Origin of the sequence: Bradyrhizobium pachyrhizi, from assembly GCF_001189245.1 — a bacterium.
Taxonomy (GTDB): domain Bacteria; phylum Pseudomonadota; class Alphaproteobacteria; order Rhizobiales; family Xanthobacteraceae; genus Bradyrhizobium; species Bradyrhizobium pachyrhizi.
Genome location: NZ_LFIQ01000051.1, coordinates 92,123 through 113,146, shown reverse-complemented (window position 1 = coordinate 113,146; position 21,024 = coordinate 92,123). Strand labels below are relative to the sequence as shown.

The 21,024-nt window shown below is 60.4% G+C and carries 26 protein-coding genes; 22 read left to right on the top strand and 4 right to left on the bottom strand.

Features of this window, described 5'->3' with window-relative positions; translation table 11 throughout:
• The first annotated feature begins 21 nt into the window (after positions 1–21).
• The 6 genes from AKL29_RS08835 (at position 22) to AKL29_RS08815 (ending at position 3,211) form a co-directional block, all read left to right on the top strand.
• Positions 22–462, top strand: a complete 441-nt coding sequence (locus tag AKL29_RS08835) for a hypothetical protein (protein WP_050383864.1) — start codon at positions 22–24, stop codon at positions 460–462.
• A gap of 119 nt (positions 463–581) precedes the next feature.
• Positions 582–1,220, top strand: a complete 639-nt coding sequence (locus AKL29_RS08830; RefSeq protein WP_050383863.1) for a hypothetical protein — start codon at positions 582–584, stop codon at positions 1,218–1,220.
• 15 nt (positions 1,221–1,235) lie between these two features.
• Entirely contained in the window at positions 1,236–1,499 is a 264-nt protein-coding gene (locus tag AKL29_RS08825) for a hypothetical protein (protein ID WP_050383862.1), read from the top strand.
• Between the two features lie 8 nt (positions 1,500–1,507).
• Positions 1,508–1,999, top strand: coding sequence for a hypothetical protein (locus AKL29_RS08820; protein ID WP_193395195.1), 492 nt, complete (start codon positions 1,508–1,510; stop codon positions 1,997–1,999).
• Positions 1,971–2,171 carry a hypothetical protein gene (locus tag AKL29_RS40410; RefSeq protein WP_082190518.1) on the top strand — a complete coding sequence of 67 codons (201 nt, stop codon included), beginning with the start codon at positions 1,971–1,973 and terminating at the stop codon, positions 2,169–2,171. The genes AKL29_RS08820 and AKL29_RS40410 overlap by 29 nt, the downstream gene beginning before the upstream one ends.
• A 62-nt stretch (positions 2,172–2,233) precedes the next feature.
• Positions 2,234–3,211 (top strand): phage tail protein, encoded by a 978-nt coding sequence (locus AKL29_RS08815; RefSeq protein ID WP_050383861.1) that lies wholly within the window; start codon positions 2,234–2,236, stop codon positions 3,209–3,211.
• Here the strand turns inward: AKL29_RS08815 and AKL29_RS40405 are convergent.
• Positions 3,190–3,735, bottom strand: a complete 546-nt coding sequence (locus AKL29_RS40405; RefSeq protein WP_082190517.1) for an acyltransferase — start codon at positions 3,733–3,735, stop codon at positions 3,190–3,192. The genes AKL29_RS08815 and AKL29_RS40405 overlap by 22 nt on opposite strands.
• 212 nt (positions 3,736–3,947) lie before the next feature.
• On the opposite strand from AKL29_RS40405, the gene AKL29_RS08810 reads away from it, so the two are divergent.
• The 8 genes from AKL29_RS08810 (at position 3,948) to AKL29_RS08775 (ending at position 9,038) form a co-directional block, all read left to right on the top strand.
• On the top strand, positions 3,948–4,652 hold the full coding sequence (locus AKL29_RS08810) for a hypothetical protein (RefSeq protein WP_050383860.1): 705 nt from the start codon (positions 3,948–3,950) through the stop codon (positions 4,650–4,652).
• A complete protein-coding gene (locus tag AKL29_RS08805; protein ID WP_244481854.1) occupies positions 4,649–5,011 on the top strand; it encodes a hypothetical protein in 363 nt (120 codons plus the stop codon). The genes AKL29_RS08810 and AKL29_RS08805 overlap by 4 nt, the downstream gene beginning before the upstream one ends.
• Positions 5,012–5,014: 3 nt before the next feature.
• Entirely contained in the window at positions 5,015–5,398 is a 384-nt protein-coding gene (locus tag AKL29_RS08800) for a hypothetical protein (RefSeq protein ID WP_050383859.1), read from the top strand.
• A gap of 4 nt (positions 5,399–5,402) precedes the next feature.
• Entirely contained in the window at positions 5,403–5,696 is a 294-nt protein-coding gene (locus AKL29_RS08795) for a hypothetical protein (RefSeq protein ID WP_193395194.1), read from the top strand.
• 82 nt (positions 5,697–5,778) lie between these two features.
• The gene (locus AKL29_RS08790) at positions 5,779–6,207 is read left to right on the top strand and encodes a GNAT family N-acetyltransferase (protein WP_050383858.1); all 429 of its coding nucleotides are present in this window, start codon (positions 5,779–5,781) and stop codon (positions 6,205–6,207) included.
• A 407-nt stretch (positions 6,208–6,614) separates the two neighbouring features.
• Positions 6,615–7,790 carry an acyl-CoA dehydrogenase family protein gene (locus AKL29_RS08785; RefSeq protein ID WP_152977491.1) on the top strand — a complete coding sequence of 392 codons (1,176 nt, stop codon included), beginning with the start codon at positions 6,615–6,617 and terminating at the stop codon, positions 7,788–7,790.
• 10 nt (positions 7,791–7,800) lie between these two features.
• A complete protein-coding gene (locus AKL29_RS08780) occupies positions 7,801–8,355 on the top strand; it encodes a flavin reductase family protein (RefSeq protein WP_050383856.1) in 555 nt (184 codons plus the stop codon).
• The gene (locus tag AKL29_RS08775) at positions 8,352–9,038 is read left to right on the top strand and encodes a TetR/AcrR family transcriptional regulator (protein ID WP_028336872.1); all 687 of its coding nucleotides are present in this window, start codon (positions 8,352–8,354) and stop codon (positions 9,036–9,038) included. The genes AKL29_RS08780 and AKL29_RS08775 overlap by 4 nt, the downstream gene beginning before the upstream one ends.
• Positions 9,039–9,043: 5 nt before the next feature.
• Here the strand turns inward: AKL29_RS08775 and AKL29_RS08770 are convergent, their stop codons facing one another.
• The gene (locus AKL29_RS08770; RefSeq protein ID WP_050383855.1) at positions 9,044–9,919 is read right to left on the bottom strand and encodes a polysaccharide deacetylase family protein; all 876 of its coding nucleotides are present in this window, start codon (positions 9,917–9,919) and stop codon (positions 9,044–9,046) included.
• 12 nt (positions 9,920–9,931) lie between these two features.
• Complete coding sequence (locus tag AKL29_RS08765) at positions 9,932–11,029, bottom strand: LLM class flavin-dependent oxidoreductase (RefSeq protein ID WP_050383854.1); 1,098 nt, start codon at positions 11,027–11,029, stop codon at positions 9,932–9,934.
• Positions 11,030–11,198: 169 nt separating this feature from the next.
• Between AKL29_RS08765 and AKL29_RS08760 the strand changes: the two genes are divergently transcribed.
• From AKL29_RS08760 to AKL29_RS08725, 8 genes are all read left to right on the top strand, one after another.
• Positions 11,199–12,080, top strand: coding sequence for an FAD binding domain-containing protein (locus AKL29_RS08760; RefSeq protein ID WP_028336869.1), 882 nt, complete (start codon positions 11,199–11,201; stop codon positions 12,078–12,080).
• Positions 12,077–12,562: a (2Fe-2S)-binding protein gene (locus AKL29_RS08755; protein WP_028336868.1), complete on the top strand. Its 486-nt coding sequence runs from the start codon at positions 12,077–12,079 to the stop codon at positions 12,560–12,562. The genes AKL29_RS08760 and AKL29_RS08755 overlap by 4 nt, the downstream gene beginning before the upstream one ends.
• Positions 12,559–14,949, top strand: coding sequence for a xanthine dehydrogenase family protein molybdopterin-binding subunit (locus AKL29_RS08750; protein WP_050383853.1), 2,391 nt, complete (start codon positions 12,559–12,561; stop codon positions 14,947–14,949). The genes AKL29_RS08755 and AKL29_RS08750 overlap by 4 nt, the downstream gene beginning before the upstream one ends.
• A 66-nt stretch (positions 14,950–15,015) precedes the next feature.
• Entirely contained in the window at positions 15,016–16,269 is a 1,254-nt protein-coding gene (locus tag AKL29_RS08745; RefSeq protein WP_050383852.1) for an ABC transporter substrate-binding protein, read from the top strand.
• 53 nt (positions 16,270–16,322) lie between these two features.
• The gene (locus AKL29_RS08740) at positions 16,323–17,207 is read left to right on the top strand and encodes a branched-chain amino acid ABC transporter permease (protein WP_038377831.1); all 885 of its coding nucleotides are present in this window, start codon (positions 16,323–16,325) and stop codon (positions 17,205–17,207) included.
• 9 nt (positions 17,208–17,216) lie between these two features.
• The gene (locus AKL29_RS08735) at positions 17,217–18,203 is read left to right on the top strand and encodes a branched-chain amino acid ABC transporter permease (protein ID WP_050383851.1); all 987 of its coding nucleotides are present in this window, start codon (positions 17,217–17,219) and stop codon (positions 18,201–18,203) included.
• Positions 18,200–18,970 (top strand): ABC transporter ATP-binding protein, encoded by a 771-nt coding sequence (locus tag AKL29_RS08730; protein WP_050383850.1) that lies wholly within the window; start codon positions 18,200–18,202, stop codon positions 18,968–18,970. The genes AKL29_RS08735 and AKL29_RS08730 overlap by 4 nt, the downstream gene beginning before the upstream one ends.
• Positions 18,971–18,973: 3 nt before the next feature.
• Positions 18,974–19,678, top strand: a complete 705-nt coding sequence (locus AKL29_RS08725; RefSeq protein ID WP_050383849.1) for an ABC transporter ATP-binding protein — start codon at positions 18,974–18,976, stop codon at positions 19,676–19,678.
• On the opposite strand, the gene AKL29_RS08720 is transcribed toward AKL29_RS08725, so the two are convergent.
• Positions 19,653–20,924 carry a zinc-dependent alcohol dehydrogenase gene (locus tag AKL29_RS08720; RefSeq protein WP_244481852.1) on the bottom strand — a complete coding sequence of 424 codons (1,272 nt, stop codon included), beginning with the start codon at positions 20,922–20,924 and terminating at the stop codon, positions 19,653–19,655. The two genes, AKL29_RS08725 and AKL29_RS08720, sit on opposite strands and share 26 nt — an antisense overlap.
• Between the last annotated feature and the right edge of the window lie 100 nt (positions 20,925–21,024).

Here is a 21,024-nt window from a genome sequence, read left to right as displayed (position 1 = left end):
TGTCGGATTTGACGGAATGCCATGCAAGGCAAATTTTCAAATTTGAGCTCGACGTTGCTGAGATGGGCAGCCTTGCTGGTCATTGCTATCTTCTGGTTGCTATTCGTGCCAGCCGCACGTGCAGGTGACTACGCAGTTGCTTATGCGCTTGATGTCGGAGGTCGCCAGGAAACCGGCATTGTCGACAAGTGCAATACTGAAGCAACTTGCAATATCGAGTTCAAGACTCAGCTGATCTCGATCAAGCTGTCTTTCTTTGAACGCGACAAGAAGGTCAAGATCGCGATTCACGGCGCGCGACCGGGTTGCTGCTTCTTCTATGGCGGCACGACGTCGGTGTCGCGTGACGCTGGTTCTCTGGTCGGCCTTACCGTTTATGAGGGGCACCAGCGCAGGGGAAACGAGTTCGTTGTGAATTTCCACATCGGTACCCTGTTCCTGAGATTCGCTCAGGCGGATTAGAGATCGCCGGCTGAGCCGCCGACATTATTCTTCCAAGCAACTGGCCGCAGGCTCCGAAGATCTGACCTTCCGAGGCATCGGGGTCACATGCATTGTAAGGGCCAATATGGAGAAACAGGATGGCGGAAATTGAGAGGAAATACCTTGCGCCGCTCAATCCGAGGACGGTGATCAACGAGGCGGATCGGCGGCGGGTCTATGACATCGTTCGTGGGCAATTGTCCGATCTTATCGTCGGCGATCAGGCTTATTATCCCGATGGCGTGCAGAAGGATAATCAAGCCCGCGCTGACGCTGTGGATGGCTACATCGATGCGATCGCGGCCTTGCGCGGTCAGATCGATGATCCGTCGGACATTCTGGGCGGACTGCTCTCAGATCTTGGGAAATATGCCGACGCGATCAAGAAGCGCATCGGCCGCGAATCGCCGATCGACCATATCGAGCTTCCTCCGGAATTGACCCCGCAAGCTCCGGACAAGGACTGGCTTTACGTGGATCCTGACCACGGTCCATTCTCTCCGCCAAGCCCACTATCGACAAGTCGAGATCCAAGGGAGATCAAAGTTTCGTTTCGGTTACCCGGCGGCAATGGCGAACTCAGGCGGCATCCGCAAGGGAGTTCCGGTTCGCCGATGCCGACGAACGGTGGAAGTGCGGATAAGGGCCTCCCGCGTTCGTTAATTGCGAGCGGATTGGTTAGTGGACAACCGATGCGACAGTGGCCGGTTGACCTCCCGATTTTCTTCCGGTCTTGAGCCTGAGGTTCGCAGATGACAGACGATCGAGATTTTCTCGGGCACGCCGAATCCATCACGGAAAAGGCCTGTGGCCAGCCCGCTACCGTTAGCGAGATCGCCGACAACTTTGCCCTTTATGGATTGAGCAAGCGCGTGGCCGCCCTGGACAGGCTCGATGCGGAGCTCGCCGGAGAGATCAATTCGGGCTCGCATAGCCTTCGGCGCCACGTGCGCCTTCAGGAACTGCGGCGCAGGATGACCGATCTCCATCATGCGTTGCGCAGGGCGAAACGCTGAAGCGGGCGATGGTCAATCCTGTGTTGGCAACGCTCGCGCAAGCTCGCTTGCGTGCCGCACCAATATTTGTTCGCTGGTGTGAGTTGCACGGCGCGGTTCCGTATCCCGCAGCGCCGGCGATCGTTGCCCGGTTCGTGGTCGACTGCGCATCCCTCGGCGTCGAGCGGCTGTGGCCGGCAGTGCAGGATATCTCGAAGCTGCATGTGTCGGCGGGTCTCGCCGACCCCACGCTCGGAGGCCCGGCTGCGGCGGCAATCGCGCATATTGCAGAAGTTGAACCGCCGAGATCCTGGCCGGACGATCGCAAGACGCGCTTCCGGTCATTGCCTTACGATGTGCAGATATTCATTGCAGCCCATGAGGCGCGTCGCGACAAGGCGTTGCGGCGCGCCCAGAACGAAGCGGCCGCGGCGCTGAAGCGATTTGAAGCGCTGCAGCGGACGTCCTGCGCACAGCCAGAAAGGACCAGAGATGAAGCCAGCCCGCACGCCACCAATTGAAAGCCATATCAGTGAACTTCGTGCCGAAATTGAAGCCATCATCGATGCACGTGCGCAGGCTGTAGCCAGGGAGAGCCCCGGCGTACCCATCGGCGTGATCCGCAACCTTCTGATCGCGCGGGCTCCTGCCTGCCCGTGCGCCCAATATCTCCAGCTCGGTCGCGCGGAATAACGAAGGGGCTACCGCTCATCGACGAGAGCTGGCCTCGCGAAAATTCATCAAGGGAAAGTACCATGACTCTCTACAAATGGTCCCGGGTTGCGGCCTCGGATGCAACCGCTGACAGCTCGATCAATTGGCAGGAGGGACAGGCGCCTTCGAGTGTCAATGACTCCGCGCGCGCGATGATGGCGGCCACAGCAAAGTATCGCGACGATATCGCCGGCGCGATTGTCACGACCGGATCCAGCACATCTTATGCGCTGTCAAGCTATCAGCAATTCGACAGCTTCACGAACATGAACGGTACGATGATTGCCTTCACGCCGCACATCACAAACGGCGGAATCACCGTCATCAACGTCGACGGGCTCGGTAACCGTCCGCTGAGAACTGCGCCCGGCGTCGAATTGCAGGCCGGAGTTATCATCCAGGGTACGCCCTATGCGGCGACTTACAGTAACTCTGATGCAGTGTGGTATCTGCACGGCTTCTTTGGCAATCCATACAACGTGCCACTTGCGGCCGGCATGGATTACTGGGCACCTACCGCCCCGAACAGCTCGTTTGTTTTTCCAGTCGGGCAGGCGATCTCGCGCACGACCTATGCGACGTTGTTTGCGCTGGTCGGAACGCTCTATGGAGTGGGCGATGGTTCGACCACGTTCAATATACCCGACAAGCGAGGACGTGCCTCTGTGGCAGCTGATGGCGGCGCTGGTCGGATCACGGGTGCCACGTTCTCCAGTTTGTCGCTCAGCGGAACGGGCGGTTCCGAGACCCAAACCCTTGTTACCGCAAACCTGCCACCCTACACCCCGACGGGTTCGGTATCAGGCGGTATAACTGGCAATGCCTTCGCGAACTTCTTCTCGACTACCACTGGCACTCAGGCAAACGTGTACAGTCCGACTACTGGCACTGCGAGCCCACTTCAGGTAACCGGGACTTTCTCCGGAACGCTGGCGGCTAACCCTCAAGGAGGCACGAGCACGCCATTTTCGAACGTTCAGCCAAGCATTGTCTGCAACTACATCATGCGGATTATTTGATCCGTTGAGGGCATGATGCTTTTGCTCACAATGCTGCCGGGCGTAACGGTGACATTTTTTCCGATCTCCACGCCGCGCAAGATGATCGCACCTGCTCCTATTTGAACGCCATCGCCGATTGTAACCGGGCGATCTGCAAGCTCAACTTGCCGGGGATGCCCGATGGTGAAGATGCTTCTAATTTGTGTGTGTCGTTCTGCGGCGCGTAGCGGGTGCGTGTGATTATCGAAAATATTCACGTTAGGGCCGACTGTGACGTCGTTCCCTATCTTAATTGACACGCCAGACCATATCCGGGCGCCAACATCAATGTAGCAGTTACTTCCTATCTCGATGTCACCACCGTGAGCAAAAACAAACAGTTCACCGCCTACAAATGAATTCTCGCCGATCCTAATGTGTGCGCTGCTTTCGCCTGCGTTGAGAATCCTGGCCCTCCAGCCTAACCTTGCCCCTGGTGCGAGCGTACAAGTAGGGCGTCCAAGAAATGCTCTCGCCAGAAAGCCTAAGTTGGCCTGAACCATTGCCTGATATCGGCCTTGAGGAAGAGCCACGTGGATTTCAGGACAACCTTCCAATACGGAAGAATACGCGGGTCCCGCGCGTAGCGTCGTGTGGTTCGATCAGTGTGCATGTCGCTGCGTTTATCATCACACCCCACTATAGACAATATTTGCAAACGATGTTGCATTGCAGCGTAGGCCGCCTCTGGGCGGCTTTTTCTTTTGGAGATGCTATGACTGACCTCGTTGCCCTAACGGCGGCGAACGCTACCCGCTGGACAAAAGCCAAGTTGACCCGGAATTTCTCCGGTACCGCCAAGAGGCTCGTCGCTCCGACTGCCAAAGGTCGGTATCAGACGGTGTCGGCCAGGACTGGCGTGCCCTGGTTCTTCATCGCGGTCGCCCATGAGCGGGAGGCTTCACAGAACTGGAACACCCAGCTTGGGCAGGGCGACCCGCTCGGAAGCGTCTCGGTCCATGTTCCGAAGGGAAAGGGGCCGTTCAAGGCCTGGGAAGACGGCGCCTTTGACGCGCTGGTCAGTTGTGCGCCCTTCGCTGCCCGAAACAGGGACTGGTCGATCGGTGGCACGCTGACCATGCTCGAGCAATATAACGGGCTCGGCTATGCAGCTCGGGGCAAACCGTCGCCCTACATCTGGTCCGGCACCGATCAGTATGTCTCGGGTAAATATGTTCGGGATGGGGTCTTCGACCCGAGCGTCGTGGATCAGCAACTCGGCTGCGCCGGCTTGTTGGCGGCGATGATGCAACTCGATCCGACCATCACCTTCACCGGGGCGAAGATTACCCCGGCAGGAACGGCGCCTTCGCCAGCGCCAAAGCCTCCTCCGGGCACTCCATCGATCCACGCTCCCGCCAAAGGCTCCCTCGGAGCCTTTTTTGTTGACCTCTTCAGATCTCTTTTCGGAAGGACATGACGATGCTCTGGCTGATCCTGACCTTGCCCGGACTGCTTTGCGCGTATTTCATTGTGCTGCGGCCGGTCTTGCACGCGATTCCAGCTCTCAAATCCTTCTACGATGAGGCCGATACGTTCTGGGGCAAGGCCTGGGCGCTGGCCGGACGATCTGTGACGGTGATCTGGGGCCTCTTCCTGACCGGTCTTGGGACCGTCTTCCAGTGGCTTGATCCGATCGCATCTGCCTTCGGCGATCCTGATCTCAAGGCCCAGATCATGGAGGCGCTGAAGAACAACCCTCGATATCTGGCCTACGCCATGATCGGAATCTCGACGATTACGATCGTCGCGCGGCTGCGGTCGGTAGGAAAGAACTGATCCATGTGGATGGCTATTCTTTCATTCCTTGGTGGTCCCGTCATCAAGGGCCTGATCGATGCGTATCAAGCCAAGCTGAAGGCTGGAAACATTGAGAGCAGGATCGCGGCCGATCTCGCTGCAAGCGAGATCGCAGCCCAGACGGCCGAGGCGCAGGCGCAGAATCAACTCAAGCTCGCCGAGATCGGTCGTCCCTGGGAGCCAGAGAAGTTGGCGTTCTATGTCACTCTTACCTTTTATGCGAAGTGCGTCGTGTGGGACAAGGTTCTCGGTCTTGGGACGACGCCGCAGCTCGCGGGAGACGTAAGCACCTGGGCTGGCATGATCATGGGCTTCTATTTTGGAAAGCGCACGTTCGAGAATGTCGCACGCATCATTCGACGGTGACCGCATGCACGAAGCTGATGTCAAAACGATCGTGATGGAAACGTTGATTGAGCAAGATAGGGTACGGCGAAGCGATATCGACGCGGTGGTGGTCAAGACTATTGCGACTGTTTTGACTTCATTCGGCTTTGAAGAGGGGGACCGACGCGAGCTGCGCGCCGATTTTCAGCACCTCCGGCGCTGGCGACGAAGTGTCGAGCAGGCACAAAACTATACATTCAAGGCGGTGATCACTATGCTTGCCACGGGTTTTCTCGGAGCCGTTTGGTTGGGCATCAAGGCCACGCTCGGAAAATGACTCGCGGAGCGCGGAGCGGATTGATGTCCTTGGACATAGATCTGGGCGCCTTGGCGGACAACAGAATCATTGAGGCGCAGAAATGTATCGGATACGCGAGGTCGAAGCCCTGGACGAAGCGGTGGCGGACTCGCTCGCCGAGCTTCATCAGCTGATATTCTCCGACGGGACCCGTGTACCGGACTTCGAGCAAGGATATTGGTGGATTGCGTTCCGTGGCGCGAAGCCAATCGCATTCGCGGGTGTCGTTCCTTCAACCCATGTTACAAATGCTGGATATCTGTGCCGCGTTGGCGTCGTGATGCCGCACTGCGGCCACGGCCTGCAGCTGCGGCTTACTCGCGCGTTGGAAGCACGAGCGCGCCGTGCCGGCTGGAAGGCGATCGTTTCTGATACCACCGACAACATCTTCTCGGCCAATAATTTTATCCGGCAGGGGTATCGGCTCTTCGAACCTGGCTCGCCCTGGGCATGGCAGCACACGCTGTATTGGCGGAAAGAGCTCGTCTAGATCCTGCGACGTGGTTCGGGTCGTTGCGAACAATCGATGACGTGGAGCGCCCGGTGGCTTCGGTCACCGGGCTTTTTTGCGTTTCTGGCCATGGGTAACCCCCTTTGGCAAGCCGCGGTCGTAGCCGGCATCGAATCTTGGGCGTGGGGATGCTAGAATGGGCATGTGCAGTGCGAACGAAGCATCGCTGGAAGCGTTTCCTAAAATGGGCGCCCGGCGGCAGTCGTGGGATCCTGAGCCTTGAATTGAGGGAATGCAGGCTTGCGCGTCTTGATCTCTGGTGATCGATCGATAAACTGAGTTGACGGCTCGATCGCACGCGCAAATCTCTTGGAGATCGAACGAAGGAAGAGACCATGGTTGAGGTTGGCCGCGGGCTCGATACGAAGGCACAGTCAGGCTCGGATATGGATCGTTATTCGATCATGGTCGCACGAGCCAGGGCGCTAGTTCCGGCTTTGCGCGAACGGGCATCGCGGACCGAAGAGCTGCGCAGATTGCCGTCGGAGACCGAGCGGGATCTACTTGACAGCGGCCTTTTCCGGATACTGCAGCCCAAGCGCGTCGGAGGCAGCGAGCTCGACTATGTTGCGCTGGTCGACTGCGCCGATGCCCTCGGGCAGGGGGATGCCTCGGTCTCCTGGAATTTTGCCAACCTTGCAAGTCACCACTGGATGCTGGCTATGTTCGCGCCCGAAGCGCAGAGCGCGGTGTGGGAAGAGGATCCGGATGCGTTGATCGCGTCTTCCTTTGTCTTCCCGGCGGGTCGCGCGAGGAAGGCCGGCGGCGGATATGTTCTGAGTGGTCATTGGCCGTTTTCGTCCGGGGTGGAATCCTGCGGATGGAACATGCTCGCGAGCGTGGTCGCCTCGGATGATGAGGCCGATGGTGTCGAGTATCGGCTATTCCTGTTGAACAGGCGAGACTACAGCATCGACGACACTTGGAATGCGGCTGGCTTGCGCGGAACGGGATCGAACGACGTGCGGGTCACCGACGCATTCGTTGCCGAGCATATGACCGTTGCCGTCAGCGATCTTGCGGGAGGTGCGACGCCGGGCAGTATCGTCAATCCAAATGCGCTCTACATGCTTCCGGTCTTTTCGTTGTTTCCCTATGTGTTGTCCGGGGTTGGTTTGGGAAATGCGCAGGCTTGCCTTGATGACTATGTCGAGATCGCGCGACACCGCGCTTCGACATATAACCGGGCCAAGATCGGGGACCTGCAAAGCACACAGATCAAGATTGCCGAGGCGTCGGCGAAGATAGATGCCGCGCGGCTGATCATGCGCACGAACTGCGTTGAGGCACTTGCGGAGGTCCGGCGTGGCGATATCCCGGGCATTGCAGCGAAGACGAAGCTTCGGCGCGACGGTGCGTTCGCGGTCAATTTGTGCACCGAGGCGGTGTCTCTTCTATTTGCGGCGGGCGGCGCACGCAGCCTGTTCACCTCGGGAGCGTTGCAGCGCCAATTCCGCGACGCGCATGCGGTGAATTCGCATCTCGCGTTCAATTTCGACGCGGCGGGCACCAATTACGGGCGGGTGGCTCTGGGGCTGCCGTCTGAAAACCTGACGCTTTGAGGTTAGCCGGATGTCCGACTCACCCAAACATCCGCTGGATCCCGCCAGTGAGCTCGCAAGCGATAGTTCGGCGATCGACCCCCGTGATTTCCGCAATGCGCTCGGTACGTTCGCAACAGGTGTGACGATAGTCACCGCGATGTCGGCTGAAGGACGGCCCTATGGAATTACTTGCAATTCCTTTGCATCGGTGTCGCTCAACCCGCCACTGGTGTTGTGGAGCTTGGGCATGTTTTCGCAGGGACTGCCGATCTTCCAGAATGCCAGCCATTTTACGGTCAACGTTCTAGACGCGTCGCAACAGGCGCTGGCGATGCAGTTTGCCAGATCGTCGGGGGACAAGTTCGCGGGTGTGAGCTGGACGCCGGGTCTCGGGAATGCTCCCGTGCTTGCTGATGTGGTCGCGAATTTCCAATGCCGTGCCGCCAACCGCTACTATGGCGGGGATCACGTCATTTTCCTAGGCGCGGTGGAAGCCTACGCCTATAACCGGAACAGTCCGCTGTTGTTCGCGCGCGGAGGTTTTGGCCGGTTTTTGGCTGACGGTGGTGGCAAGACATCATGAATCGAAAGACGCCCGTCAAGCGTGTTCGTGCCAAGCAGAGGCGACTATCAGCTGTCGATCGTCGCAGTGAATTCGTTACCAAGGCAACCGAGCTATTTGCGGAGGAGGGATTTGGCGGCGGCACGCGCGCCCTTGCTCACAAGCTCGGCGTGACGCAGCCGCTGCTTTACCGCTATTTTCCGAGCAAGGACGATCTCATCAAGGAGGTCTACCGCAAGGTATATCTCGAACCACTTGAAATAGGCTGGGAGAAGGTGCTCTCGGATCGGTCACGTCCGCTCCGCGTGCGGCTCCAGGAGTTTTACGAAATCTATACCGACGCGATCTTCAACCGAAGATGGCTCCGAATCTATCTCTACTCCGGCCTGAAGGGCCTCGATATCAATCGCTGGTATGTTGGCATGGTCAAGGACAAGATCCTGACGCGCATTCTCCGGGAATGCCGCCACGACGCCGGCCTCGCGACACAGGGCAGGCCCAGCGCAGAAGAACTCGAGCTGGCCTGGGTGTTTCACGGCGGCATTTTCTATTATGGCGTACGCAAGTACATCTACGAAGCGCCTGTCCTCGAGGACAAGGCGCAGATGATCAGTGACGCGCTGGATATCTTCCTCGCAGGATTTGAGAGAATGGCGGAGAGCGCGACCGATCGTCGACGGGCGCCGATCAAGGTCGCCGGCTGAGCGCGCTACATTGTCGCCATCTGACCCCGATACCAATCCCCGATCTCGCTTGCCGTCATGAGGGCGACGCCGTCATGGCCGATGACGTAATCGAGCAGGGCCTCCAGGTACTTGATACGGTGCGGCACGCCCGTGATGTAGGGATGCACCGAGATGGCCATGATCCGCGCATTCTCTGCGCCCTCAAGGTACAGCCGATCGAATTGGTCAGTGCAGCGCGTCAGGAACTGTTCCGACGGAAGGTGTTGCAGCGCGTGAATGACGATGTCGTTGGTCTCGACCGAATAGGGAATCGTCGTCACGGTGCCGTGCGGCGTGGCGATGTCCTGAGGGAGATCGTCGATCACCCAATCGGCCACGTATTCGATCCCGTTGAGGCGCAGGAGATCGAGCGTGTCTTCGGTTTCGGTCAGGCCCGGGCTTTCCCATGATCGCGGCGGCTTGCCACTAAATCCAGCAATCGTGTCGACCGCGCGCTTGATTGCATCCGCCTGGTTCTCGACCTTGTGCATCGGGCCCTGAACAAACCCGTGTCCCATGAATTCGAAGCCCGCCTCGCGCGCCGCCGACGCCACACGCGGATAGCTGTTGCAGACGTTGGCGTTCGCAGCCAGCGTCACCGGTATCTTTCGATCGGTCAGAGCTTTGAACTGCCGCCAGAAGCCGGTGCGCATGCCGTATTCATGCCACGACCAGTTCGGCACGTCGGGCAGCAGGGGCTGGCCCATCGGTGGGCTCAGCACGGTGCGTGGCATTGCATTCTCGATGCGCCATTCCTCGACATTGAGGATAACCCACACGGCGAGCTTCTTGCCGTCGGGCAGTGTCAGTTTCGGTCGGTCGACCTGCGCCTGGTACGGAATGCGATCAGTAAAGGCCATGTCGAACCTCCTTCACGTCGATGATCCGGCGGCGGTGGCATTGATCCGCGGCAGGACCTTCTCGGCCATCAGGATCATCGATTGACGGCCAAGCTCCCGATCTTTCCAGTCCTTGCCGGCATAAAGCAGGGTTCCGAAGGTGCCAATCTCTTCCTGGAACGCCAGCAACTGGTCAGCCACACTTTCGGGCGTGCCGTAGATGATCAATTTGTCGCAGATCGATTCCAGTGTGACCTCAGCGTCAGGTTGATCCCGTCGTGTCTTGAACAACTCGAGCCGGCCACTGCGCTTCAGCTTCGTGAACAACTGGTGATAATAGTACACGTACGGACTGTCGGGCGACGTGGTATACGCCTTCGCGGTTGCTGCATCTTTTGCCACGAACACGCTCTTGGCGACGCGCCAATTGGCGGGCTCGGGTGCCCGGTTCACGCGCGCACAACCCTCAACATATTTCGGCCAGTGGCTCTTCACCCAGGCCGGCATCAGGAAGTTTGCCGAGATCGGATCCCAGCCGCGCGCCGCCGCCTCCGTGACGCCTTTTGAGAATGGCGCCACCGCGGTTACCACGATTGGCGGGTGAGGAGCCTGCAAAGGGCGAGCGACGATTCCCTGGCCAATGTCCTCGATCAGGGTCCGTTTGACCGAGACATTCCAATATTTGCCCTGCAAATCATAGGGCGGTTTGCCAGCCCAGATATCAAGAACCTGATTGATGGCTTCGAGGAACATGGCATTGCGGTCGGCATCGAGATTGCCAAAAACCTCCGCGTCGGACAGCAATCCACCCGGGCTGATTCCAAGGATGAAACGGCCATCAAGCATGTGATCAAGCATGGCGACAGACGCTGCGATGGCTGCCGGATGCGTGTTTGGCATGTTGATGGTGCCGGTTCCAAGCTTGATGTGCTTGGTTGCGGCTGCGAGCCAGGCAATGAAGGCGATGCTGGAGGTGATGTTCTCGGCCTTGTCGGTGACGTGCTCGCCGACATACGCCTCGGTGAAGCCGAGCTCGTCCGCGAGCAGAAAGGCCTCGCGATCCTCCCGGAGCGATTGCCGCCAATCCTTGTCGAGAGGATGGATCGGCATCGTAAAAAAACCGAGCTTCATGATCCGCCTCCCCGCGATTTGAACTTTAGTTGGCAAGGAACCTGCGGCCTTCCCGAGGCGAAGACAAGCCCCGCCGCACAAATAATCACTCGATAAACAAGCTTGACCTTTGAAGAGGGCGGCCCTCTAATCGGGCAAACCAAAATTGGGCCCGGGAGGCCACGCCCACATGAAAGCTGCGGCTTTCGCCTACGCCCGCGCGACCAGCGTCGTGAACGCGCTGGAGTTGCTCGCCATGCACGGCGACAAGGCGAAGGTTCTGTCGGGTGGTCAGAGCCTGATGCCGGCGATGAACCTGCGGCTCCTGTCTCCGGACATTCTGGTCGATATCGGCGGCCTCGCCGAGTTGCGCGGCATCACCGTGAGGGGAGACCTGCTGGTCATCGGCGCGCTGACCCGGCACGTCGATCTGCTCAGATCGCCGGAGGTTGCACTGCACGCGCGGCTGTTGCGCGATGCCGTTGCCCACGTTGCCCATCCCGCAATTCGCAATCGCGGAACGATCGGCGGTAGCCTCGCTCACGCCGATCCTGCGTCGGAGCTGCCGGCCTGTGTTGTGGCGCTTGACGCCACGATCGTTGTTCGGGGCTCGGCCGGCGAGCGCCGGATTACTGCGACGGAGTTTTTCAGGGGAATTTACGAAACGGCGCTGTTGCCGGACGAGTTGCTTGTCGCGGTCGAGGTGCCGGTCGCAGGCCAAGCCTCGACATTTTTCTTTCAGGAATATGCCCGGCGGCATGGCGACTACGCTGTCGTTGGTCTCGCCGCCCGTGCCGTTGTTGCAGCCGGCAGGTTCTCAGCTCTTCGGCTCGGCTTCTTTGCTGTTGGCGACCGGCCATTGCTCGCGGCGGCCGCCGGCAAACTGATCGATGCCACGGTAACGCCCGCCTTGCTCGCAGAGGCGGCGGCCGCATTGGCCGATGAACTCGATCCACAGGAGGACCAGCAGGCGACCGCGGCCATGCGTCGACACCTCGCGACGGTCTTGCTCCGGCGCTGCGTGGCGGCATTGCTCGCACGGCCAGAACTGGAAACGGGAGTCGGTAAGTGAACGCTCCGGTACCGGTCTCGCTTCTGGTCAACGGCGAACCCATCGACGCCTTCGTCTTGCCGCGGCTCAATCTTGCTGATTTCCTCCGGGAAAATCTCAAGCTGACCGGAACCCACATTGGGTGCGAGCACGGCGTTTGCGGCGCCTGCACGGTCCGGATCGATGGCGAGATCGTTCGCTCCTGTCTGGTGCTGACGGTCCAGGCGCAGGGCGCGTCAGTTGAGACAATCGAGGGGCTGTCTGACAGCGGTGAAATAGCCGATCTTCAGGCGGCATTTCGCGAGCGCAATGCATTGCAGTGTGGCTATTGCACGCCTGGGATGCTGATCACGGCGCAGGACCTGCTGAAGCACGTGTCGGTGCCTGATCGTCGAGCAATCCGTGAGCATCTTTCCGGCAACTATTGCCGCTGCACAGGCTATCAGGCCATCGTGGATGCGGTTGAGGCGACAGCCATGACGCGCGCGGAGCGGGGCGCATGACGGTGACGCGGGCGCCAGCAGACGCGCTTTCGGTGCTTGATCGCCCGAATTCCTACATCGGCAAGACCGTACCGCGGCCGAACCTCGACAGGTTGCTGCAGGGGCGGGGCCAATATGTCAGTGATCTCGAATTGCCGCGGATGGCGCATGTGGTTTTTCTACGGTCGCCACATGCCCACGCCAAAATCGCAGCGATCGACGCCGACGCGGCAAGGCGCATGCCCGGTGTCGTTTCCATCGTCACGGGTCGTGAACTTGAAGCGGTCATCACGCCGTGGGTTGGGGTGCTCTCGCACCTGAAGGGACTGAAGTCTGCGCCACAACACGCGATCGCGGTCGACCGCGTGTGCTGGCAGGGCGAGGCCGTTGCAGCGATTGTGGCGACCAGCCGTGCTGCAGCCGAAGATGCCATGGAGCATATTTCGGTCGACTACGAGGAGCTTGAGGCAGTCACGGACATGCGTGCTGCGCTCGATCCGGCAGCTCTCGTCATTCATGCTGCGCTCGGCGACAATCTTGCCTTTGAGCGGACGCTCGACGCCGGCGACGTCGATCATGCATTGTCGGGGTCCGAACTCGTCGAGGCCGACTTTGTATTCGGGCGCCACACCGGCGTGACACTTGAGTCGCGGGCCGTCGTTGCCGATTGGAATGCGGCCGAGGCACGGCTCACGATCTATCAGGGCACGCAGGCGCCCCATATGGTGCAGAACATCGCGGCGCTGCATCTTGGGTTAAGGGAAGCGCAGGTCCGAGTGGTCTGCAAGGATGTCGGCGGCTCGTTCGGCATCAAGGTCCATATCTACGCCGACGAAATGGCGACCTACGCGCTGTCTAAGCTGTTGCGTCGGCCAGTCAAGTTCGTGGCGGACCGCGTCGAGAGTTTCAACACGGACATCCACGCCCGCGATCATCGATGCAGGGGGCGGATCGGCGTCAGGCCGGACGGCACCATCACAGCCTTCGAGATCGACGACCTGACGGGGATCGGCCCGTATTCGATGTATCCGCGCACCAGCGCCATCGAGGCAAATCAGGTGGTCAATCTGGTCGGTGGGCCCTATGCCACGGCGAACTATCGGGCGCGGGCGCGCGTCGTTTTCCAGAACAAGAACGTGATGTGCCAGTACCGGGCGGTTGGACACCCGATCGCCTGTTCGGTCACCGAAGGTCTGGTCGATCTGGCGGCAGCGAAGATCGGCATGGACCCCGTCGAAATCCGGCGGCGCAATCTGATCGCCGACGATGCCTATCCGTGTGCATCACCCTCGGGCATGAAGTTCGAGCAGCTGTCGCATCACGCCTCGTTGACCAAGCTGCTTCAGATGATGGATTACGACGCGCTGCGCGCTGAGCAAGCGGCCTTGCGCGCCAGAAACGTCCATCGGGGCATCGGAATCGCGAGCTTCATCGAGGTGACCAATCCCAGCGCTGCCTTTTATGGCGTGGGCGGCGCGAAAATTTCATCGCAGGATGGCGTTGCGGTCCGGCTCGACGCGCAAGGGTCGGTGATCTGCCAGACCAGCATCACGGAACAGGGGCAAGGGTCGGAATCGCTGACGGCCCAGATCGTCGGCAGCGTGCTTGGCGTTTCGATGGAACGCGTTCGCGTCATCCTGGGCGACACCGACCACACGCCCTATGGCGGTGGCACCTGGGCCTCGCGCGGCGCCGGCATCGGCGGCGAAGCTGCATTGCAGGCGGCCAAGGCCCTGCGCCAGAATATCCTGAACGTCGCCGCGGCCATCCTGCAATCGACGCCGGCCGAGCTCGATATCGTCGACAACGGTATCGTCAACGCCGCCGACGGCGCGCCGCGCATCGAACTGAACGAGCTTGCGCGGATCGTCTATTTTCGACCGGACACCCTGCCGCCCGGTATCCAGCCCGAATTGATGGCGACCCGGCATTTCGTTCCGCGCCAATATCCCTTTGCATTCACCAACGGCGTTCAGGCCTCATGGCTCGAGGTCGATACCGAGACCGGGTTCGTTAAGCTGCTGAAGCATTGGGTTGTCGAAGACTGCGGCACCATCATCAACCCGCAACTGGTCGACGAGCAGATCCGGGGCGGGGTCGTGCAGGGGCTCGGCGCGGCGCTGTTCGAGAAGTGCATCTACGACGAACGCGGTCAGCTGACCAATGCCAATATGGCGGACTATCTGGTCCCGATGTCCGGCGAGATGCCCGATATCGAGGTCGGCCACGTGGTGTCTCCGACGCAGGAATCGGAGCTGGGAGCCAAAGGGGCTGGGGAGGCGGGGACAGCCGGCGCGGCAGCTGCGGTTGCCAACGCGGTCAATGACGCGCTCCGGCCGCTTGACGCAACAATTACCGAGATTCCGCTCACGCCTCAGGTTATCCTGTCCGCCCTGGGACGGATCTGAGTGGAGACGTCCGGGCAACGATAATACGATAAGCAAAACGCAGACAGTTCTTGGGGAGGAATAGTCATGACGAAGAAGGTGACCAAAGCTGGATCGATATCACGGCGTCGTCTGCTGACGACGGCAAGCGCCGGCGCCGTTCTCGCCGTCTCGCCTTTTCGCATCAATCTGCTTCAGGCCCAGGAAGCGCCCATCAAGATCGGCTTCCCGGTTCCTTTGACCGGTCCATACGGCGCCGAGGCCCAGGACCAGGTGCGGGCGGGTCAGCTTGCTGTCGCCCAGTTCAATGATGCCGGCGGTCTCAACGGCCGCAAGGCCGAGCTCGTCGTGCGTGACGACAAGCTGAATCCCGGTGAGGCGGCGACGCGGACCCTGGAATTGGTCGAGAAGGAGAAGGTGAATTTCGTTGTCGGCAGTCTGTCCGCGGCGGTTCAGCTCGCGATCAACAACGTCACCAAGGAACGCGGGGTCATCTTCAATTCGATCAGCCAGTCCGACGCCATCAACGAGGCGGCAGATTTCAGCAAATACACGTTCCACGAAGCGCTGAACCCGCACATGACGTCAGGGGCGGTCGGTCGCTACGCCTTCACCAAATTCGGCAAGAAGGTGGCGTTTCTCACGGCGGACTATGCTTACGGTCACGAGATGGTTCGCGGCTTTCTCGAGGTCGGCAAGGAGTTCAACATCGAGAATCTTGGTGACATCCGTCATCCGCTTGGAACGACTGATTTCTCGACCCTGCTGCCGCGTCTCCAGGCGCTGAAGCCCGATATTCTATGCATCAGCAATTTCGGCCGGGACCAGCAAATCGCACTGAAACAGGCAACTGACTTCGGCATCAAGAAATCGATCCAGATCATCGCGCCGCTGCTGTCGCATGCCAGTCGCGTTGCGGCGGGCCCCCAGGCATTCGAAGGCGTTGTCGGCGGCTGCTCGTTCTTCTGGGGCATCGAGGACAAGTTCGCCTCGACCAAGGCGTTCAACGACGCGTTCCGCAAGATGTACGACGGCAAGTTGCCTACCGACTACGGTGCGCTCGGCTATGGCGGTGTTCGGACGGTGCTCGAGGCGGTCAGGGGCGCGGGCAGCGTGGAGACCGACAAGGTCGTCGCGGCATTGGAGGCTCTGAAGTACGACTACTACAAGGGGCCGCAATACTATCGCAAATGCGATCACCAGTCGGTGCAATCGGTGCTCGTGATCAAGTCGAAGTCCAAGGACATGAAGAACGAGTCAGATGTGTTCGAGGTTCTATCGACCGAAGAGCCTAACGAGAAGAACCTGCGTACCTGCGACGCGCTTGGTCACAAGAGCTGAGCCATGCGCCGACGCGCACCGCGGGGCGGTGCGCGTCGTGCTGAGGGGGACAAATGGCGGGCCTGAGCTTTGACCTGATTGCACTGCAACTATTCGCCGGGCTGGCGCTCGGCGCCATCTACGTGCTGTTTGCGATCGGCCTCTCGCTGATCTTCGGGATGTTGACCGTCGTCAACTTCGCCCATGGCGCGTTCTACATGGTCGGCGCCTATGTCGGGCTGTACCTCATTTCGATCGGCGGCAATTTCTGGCTCTGCTTGCTGGCGGTGCCGCTTCTGATCGGGCTGTTCGGCCTTGCCGTCGAGCGCGTGCTGATCCGGCCGCTTTACGGCCGCGGCATCGATTATCCGCTGCTGCTGACCTTCGGGTTGAGTTATGTCATGGTCGAGTGCGTGCGCATTGCCTTCGGCAAGACCGGTTATCCCTTCGACACGCCCGAGCTTCTGCAAGGGGCCGTCAACATCGGTGTCGGATATTTTCCACTCTACCGCCTGTTCGTGATCGGTGCGACGGCCGTCGTCTTGTTGGCGCTCTGGCTGTTTCTGGAGAAGACCAGCTTCGGACTCATTATCCGCGCCGGCGCGCGCGATCCGCAAATCGTCCGCGTCCTTGGGGTCGACGTTTCCAGGGTCTGGTTGATCGTGTTCGGGATAGGCACCGCGATTGCTGGCTTTGCCGGGCTGTTGGCTGCCCCGCTTCAAGGCGTCATTCCCGAGATGGGCGGCACGATTCTCGCCGAGGCTTTCGTGGTTACGGTCGTAGGAGGCATGGGCTCGATCGGTGGCGCCGTACTGGCGGGCCTCCTCGTTGGTGTGGTGGTCAGCATGACGTCGCTGTTTGCGCCCGAGATGGCCAAGGTTTCGATCTTTGCGCTGATGGCGATCGTCCTGATCGTTCGTCCCCAAGGCTTCTTCGGCCGCGCCGGATTGATGAGCTGAGAGCCAAGGATGACCGGAGCCACCGAATCCATCAAACAGCCTCGTGCCACGACGGGCAGTTGGTACGAATTCGCAACGCGGCATCGCGCCAGCATTGTGGCCGCGGTGATCCTGATTTTCCCGTTGGTGATGCCGTTCACGGCCCTCGCGGTGAACATCCTGATCTATGGATTGTACGCCGTCGGCTTCAACCTCGTGTTTGGTTATCTCGGTCTGCTGTCATTTGGTCACGCGGCGCTGTTTGGAACCGGTGCCTACCTCTGTGGCATCGCCATCGTGCATTTTGGCTGTCCATGGTATGCGGCCATCGCGGCCGGGATCGCCGGCGGCCTGTTGATGGCATCGTTGATTGGCGTGCTCGCGATCAGGACCCGCGGCATCTACTTCGCGATGGTGACGATGGCGCTGTCGCAATGTGTCTACTACCTGTTCTATCAGGCGGTTGACCTGACCGGTGGCGAAAACGGCCTCCGCGGCATCAACGTCCGCACCATCGATCTGTTCGGCTTGCGGCTCGACTTCATCAATCCGATGATCCGTTACTATGTCATCGCGGCTTTTGTGATTGCCGCGTTTTTCGTGATGTCGCGCATTCTTGCCTCGCCATTTGGCGCCGTCATTGAGGCCGTGCGGGAGAATGAGATGCGCGCCCGCGCGTCAGGCTATGACGTCACCAAGACCCGATTGCTGACCTTCGTTTTGTCTGGCGGCTTCTGCGGTCTCGCGGGAGCCTTGCAGGCGCTGCATCTGTCGATCGTTCCGATCGAGATCCTGCACTACGAGACGTCGGGCCTAGTCGTGATGATCGCATTGCTGGGCGGTATGGGAACGTTCTTCGGGCCGATGATCGGCGCCGCCGTCTTCCTGATCCTGGAGAATGTGGTCTCCGTGTGGACGGTTCACTGGCAACTGATCGTTGGCGCCATTTTCATTGCATGCGTGCTGTTCTTCCCCGCCGGCATCTGGGGCACGCTGATCGCGCGAGGCAGGCGATGAGCGCCGCGGAAGGCCAAACCAAGGAAATCATTCTGCGCACCAGGGGCGTCGGCAAGACGTTCGGGAAGTTTGTCGCGCTGAACGATATCTCGGCGGAGTTTTCCCGAGGAGCGATCACCTCCATTATTGGTCCGAACGGGGCCGGCAAGAGCACCTATTTCAATTTGCTGTGCGGCGCGTTTGCGCCCACCAAAGGCAGCGTTGAATTCGAGGGCAAAGATGTCACCGGCCTGCCGCAGCACCGCTTTGCGCATATGGGCATCGCAAAGTCCTTTCAGATCACCAGCGTGTTTCCGCAGCTCACGACCCGTGAAAACATCCGCGTCGGTCTGCAGGCGCTGGTGTCGAGATACGACATCTGGCGTCCCCGCGCGCGCCTGACCGAGCTGGTCGAGCGGGCGGACGAGCTGCTTGCCCTGGTCGGATTGTGGGAATCTCGCGAACGTGCCGCCAAGACGCTGGCCCATGGCGAGCAGCGCGCGCTGGAAATCGGCATGGCGCTTGCCAGCCAACCCCGGTTGCTGTTGCTGGACGAACCGACGGCCGGCATGAGTCCGGAGGAAACCCGGACCATGATGGATCTGATCGTGAAGCTCGCAAAAGAGCGTACGGTCATTCTCGTCGAGCACAAGATGAAGCTGGTGCTCGGGATCAGCGATCGCATCCTCGTGCTGCATCACGGAGAACTTCTCGCCGAAGGAACGCCGCAGGAGGTCCGGCAGAACGAGGCGGTGAAGCGGGTCTATCTCGGCCAGCGGGAGCATTGACTAATGCTGCAGATCGGCAAGCTCAATGCCTGGTACGGCGCAAGTCACGCGCTGCAGGACATAACGCTCGAAGTGACCAAAGGCGAGATAGTCTGCCTCATCGGTCGCAATGGAGCCGGCAAGACGACGACGCTGAAATCGATCATGGGGTTGATGGGACGAACGCGCGGCTCGGTCACCTTCAAGGGCAAGGAGCTGCTGAGCCGGCCGGCGCATGTGCGCTTCGCGCTGGGACTTGCCTATGTTCCCGAAGAGCGGCGGATTGTGCAGGGATTGTCGGTCCGGGAAAACTTGCGGCTCGGGCTGGTGGCGTCGCCGGCGAAGAAGCGGGAAGCCGAGCGGATCGACGAGATCGCGGTGATATTCCCACGGCTGGCCGAGCGGATGGACCAGGAGGCGGTCACGATGTCCGGCGGCGAGCAGCAGATGCTGGCGATCGCGCGGGCGATGATCGCAAAGCCCGACCTGATCATGCTGGATGAGCCGTCGGAGGGCATCATGCCGGTCCTGGTCGACGAGATGTTCGAGCTGTTCCGCAACATGAAGGCGCAGGGAACGACGGTGCTGCTGGTTGAGCAGAATGTCGAGCTCGCGCTCGGCATCGCCGATCGTGCCTACGTCCTTGATCAGGGGGCGGTGGTGCACCAGGCGTCGGCGCAGGCCCTGCTGGCCGACGACGAGATCAAGGAACGATATTGTTCGGTGTGAGCGGGCTGTCCGGTCTCCCGCCGGCGCGAACGGACCTTACTCCGCAGCGGCGCGCGATCGCGTCGGCCTTGCTTGTGGTGACGACGACCTTGATCGCGTCATCCACGCGATCCCGTGCATATCTGAGCGCCGTCGGCAGGTCTTCCAGCGGAAACGTATGCGTGTGGATCCTTGTCGCGTCGAACCGCTTCGCCGCCATCAATTCCATGGCGCGGCGCGTGGCGCTGCGGCCCTCGCCGCGGATCCCGTAAGCGTAGATGTTGTTTCGCACGAGATGCGCGATGTCCAGCGTCGCAGCTTCGTGCGGGAAGGCGGCCAGACAAATCTTGCCGCCACGATTGGTCATGTGAATGGCCTGGTTGAGTGTCGCTTCGGTGCCGGCGCATTCGACGACATAGTCCGCGCCGATCCCCCCTGTTAGTTGCTTCACGACCGCAACGGCGTCTTCGTCGTTGATGTTGATGACGCGGTCGGCCCCCAGTTCCTGGCCGATCGCCAGCCGCTTGTTGCGCGTGCCGGTCAGAATCACCGGACTTGCGCCAAGCGCCTTGGCCACAGCAACTGCGAGAAGTCCGATCGGCCCCGGGCCGATCACCACGACGCTCTCGCCGGCCACCAATCCTCCCAATTCCGTCAAGCCGTACATCGACGTGCCCGCGGTCACCACGAGCGTCGCCTCCGCGTCGCTCATGCTATCCGGTACGCGCGCCAGCGTATTGATGTGGTTGACTGCGTACTCCGCGAAACCGCCGTCGGTCGTGAAGCCGTTGGCGCGGTGGCCCTTCTCCGGCCTTCCATAGTTGAGACAGGAGGTGTACATGCCCTGGCGGCAGCGTTTGCATTGACCACAGCCGGCGTGGATTTCGACGCTGACCCGCTCACCGATCCTGAATTCGTCAACGTCCGGTCCGAGTGCAGCGACCGAGCCCATATACTCGTGGCCTGGCGTGAAGTTCTTGTTGAAGGGCAGACCGCCCTGAATGCTTGCCGGCGACCCGGCATGGATAATTTCGAGATCGGTGGCGCAGATCGCAACCGCGTCGATGCGCACCAGCACCTCGGCGCGCGAGGGGACCGGCGTCGGCTTTTCGCAAAGCAGGAGCTGGCCGGGCTCACCAAGGACCCAGGCCTGCATCAGGCCGGGAACGGGAAGATCGGGCGATGTGCTGACGCCGGGCGGCCGGTACATGGGCGCTTTCTCTTTTGGTTGACAGCATAGCGCGAAACGACTGGCTGCCGCGAGCACCCGATGGTCGGCATCGGAGCCGTTGCATTTGCTGCACGGCAGCAAGCGCGTCGCAAAACATTCATACGCGGCCTATACTTGGTCCCCCGGTTGATGTTGA